The sequence below is a fragment of the bacterium genome, assembly GCA_040756715.1.
Classification (GTDB): Bacteria; UBA9089; UBA9088; order UBA9088; family UBA9088; genus JBFLYE01.
Genome location: JBFLYE010000156.1, coordinates 1 through 2,678, shown reverse-complemented (window position 1 = coordinate 2,678; position 2,678 = coordinate 1). Strand labels below are relative to the sequence as shown.

The window sequence follows — 2,678 nt, the reverse complement described above, 5'->3', positions numbered from 1 at the left end:
TTCTTAACAACCTTTATTGCCAGCAACCAACCCCAAGGCACAAAGGTAATCACAGCAAGCGACAGCCAGGGAAACCTTGCCACAACCACATTCTATCTTACCCAACCCCTTGCTGACCTTGCGATTACATACCTCAGGCTTTCTCCCCCAACAATCTATGAGGGAGGAAGGATGATGATTGTTACAAGCGTGCAAAATCTTAGTGATATTCCTATTTCTAATGTAAAGATAGGCTACTTTGACCAGGGAATCCTAAAAGAAACCCATCTTATAGGAAGCTTATCTGCTAAAGAAAGAAGGCATGACCTTACGATTATACGGGTTTATCCCTATGGAACCCATACCATAAAAACAATGGCAGACCCAAATAATGAAATATCTGAATCCAATGAAACAAACAATACAATGTCTTGCGATAAATACATTATTGCTGATCCAGAAAAATCAATCATTAGAGGAACTGTCTCTGATTCTACAAGAGGCGAACCAATTGAATATGCCATTGTCCTTGGCTATAGAATAGGAGGAGGGGTTGCTACTGCCTTAGAATTTACCGACCCAGAAGGAAAATACTTTATTGGCCAGCTTATTGAGGGAACATACTCCCTCTTTGCCTTTAAGTATGGCTATTATTCACAATATAAACAGCTCTATGTTGCCACTGCCTCAAGCAACATCCAAGACTTCTCCCTCAAGAAATGGATAAGATTATCTAACCCAAATAATTTCTCTGAGCATCTTAAGATGTTTGAACCCTTAGACTTTAAGAACCTAATGATTGCTTCCTTATGCTGGAATCTAAGGAATAGCTCTTGCCTTCCCTCTTTCTCTGAAACAAGGGCAAGTTTAAGCCTTTTCCCCGATAAAATAGGGACAGGGCTTAATGAGGAATTCTCCTTAGAGATAATTGCAGATACAAAGAACCTTACTGGAGCAAACCTTACAATTTCCTTTGACCCAACCAAGCTTTTGCCAATTGTAATAGAAAACCCAAGTAGCAATGCCTATCTTCTCTCTCAAATAGAGGATGAAAGCATCAATATAAAAACCACATTTTTGGATGAACCTAAAGGTTTAAGCGGAAGGATAACCCTAGCCAGGATAAAATTTAAGGCAATTGCAGAAAACACAGAGACAAAGATAAACCTAACCTCAAAAGACCTGAGGAATTGCCTTAATCTCTCCCAGGAGGCAGATATTTCCAATGAAGCCATAATCTATCTTTCCCTTCCCCAAGAAACAGAGCTTCTTCAGTCCTATCCCAATCCAGCAAAGGATGGTTGTTATATTCCCTTTAAGCTTTCTAAGGACAGTGATGTTTCTCTTAATATTTACAACCTCTTAGGACAGAAGGTAAGAACCATAAATCTCGGACAAAAAAGCAGAGGCTCATACATAAAACAAGACAAGGCAATCTTCTGGGACCTAAAGAATAAACAAGGACAAAAGGTATCCAAAGGGTTGTATTTTTACAAGCTAAGGGCAGGAGATTTCTTTGCCATAAAGGCAATGGTGGTGAAATGAAAATGGGTCTAGGGTTGGGCTTTTGAAATGGATAAGAGGAAAGAAAATAAAAAGCAATCTTCCAAGCCCAAAAGGCTTGGTTTATATACAATCTTTAACCCCCGTAACCGGGGAGGAGGTGAGAAAGGATGAAGAAAACAATATATTTAGCATTGATATTAGCCCTATTTTCTGCAATAGGGTGGGGGGAGAAATGGTAAGGTTGGATTGGAGATACTGATGATATGGGAATGCCTGTCTATTACTATGATATGGATACAGGTAGTGCAACCCTAATTTCAGATTCCAATACCTTTGCACAAAGAACCCTATACGATAAGGATGTTGTAAGTGGTGAGACTGCTTCTAGCACCATAGGATTCAACAACAAGATATTTCTTAAATATCAACCTAGAATCTTCGCAGAATTGACTGACCAGGACCTATACACAGAGATTGCACAGAATCCTGCTGAGCCAGGTGGAACACCAACATACCTTTCCGGTATTCGTTTTGACAACAATACAGGAATCCAGTTGGCTGTCTACACCGAGGATGATGATGGTGCAACAATAAGGTTTTCAGGGGCAGCAGACCTGGAGCATACAAGTCCATCTGTGTTCTTCGAGCTTCCCACATACTATGCCTTTCTAACCGATGTTCATGTTCCTGCACCTTCTGAGTTAATTCGTGCATCTGATCTTAACTCAACCACATTTTCTGTCAGCCCGATAACAAATTGGAGGCGCTACATCGCCTCACTTGTAAGTGTTCCACCTCTTGCTCCGACCGAGTCTAATTACGCTAACCACTTCTACATCACAGTTGAAAACAACATTCCATAGATGAGGGTAAGAGAAACAAGACAAGAGGGGGAGTCCTCTCCCCCTCTTACTTAAATTTTACTTGAATTTTAAGCAATTATGTGTTATTCTTAAATTTAGATGATTAAACATTTAATCCTTTGTGCCTCTGTGCCTTTGTGCCTCTTTGCCTCTGAATTTAGGGAAAATTCCTTTATTGAGGGAACATTTGAAAGGATTACAACATCTATAGTTAATTCCATAACGCTTTACAAAATGTATGTGTTTAGATAATCTTAAGGAAAACTTTATAAAATTATGAATTTTGAATGTTGAATTTTGAATTAAAAGGGAAAAAATTTTATAAAACTT

The 2,678-nt window shown here is 39.1% G+C and carries 4 protein-coding genes; 3 read left to right on the top strand and 1 reads right to left on the bottom strand.

Going from position 1 to position 2,678, the window contains the following annotated elements; all coding sequences use genetic code 11:
* The 3 genes from AB1397_05770 to AB1397_05760 form a co-directional block, all read left to right on the top strand.
* The coding region (locus AB1397_05770; protein MEW6482493.1) for a CARDB domain-containing protein at positions 1 to 1,524 on the top strand (1,524 nt) is incomplete at its 5' end.
* Positions 1,525 to 1,546: 22 nt separating this feature from the next.
* Positions 1,547 to 1,744 carry a hypothetical protein gene (locus AB1397_05765; protein ID MEW6482492.1) on the top strand — a complete coding sequence of 66 codons (198 nt, stop codon included), beginning with the start codon at positions 1,547 to 1,549 and terminating at the stop codon, positions 1,742 to 1,744.
* A 4-nt stretch (positions 1,745 to 1,748) separates the two neighbouring features.
* The gene (locus tag AB1397_05760; GenBank protein ID MEW6482491.1) at positions 1,749 to 2,348 is read left to right on the top strand and encodes a hypothetical protein; all 600 of its coding nucleotides are present in this window, start codon (positions 1,749 to 1,751) and stop codon (positions 2,346 to 2,348) included.
* Positions 2,349 to 2,443: 95 nt separating this feature from the next.
* On the opposite strand, the gene AB1397_05755 is transcribed toward AB1397_05760, so the two are convergent.
* The gene (locus AB1397_05755; GenBank protein ID MEW6482490.1) at positions 2,444 to 2,569 is read right to left on the bottom strand and encodes a hypothetical protein; all 126 of its coding nucleotides are present in this window, start codon (positions 2,567 to 2,569) and stop codon (positions 2,444 to 2,446) included.
* Between the last annotated feature and the right edge of the window lie 109 nt (positions 2,570 to 2,678).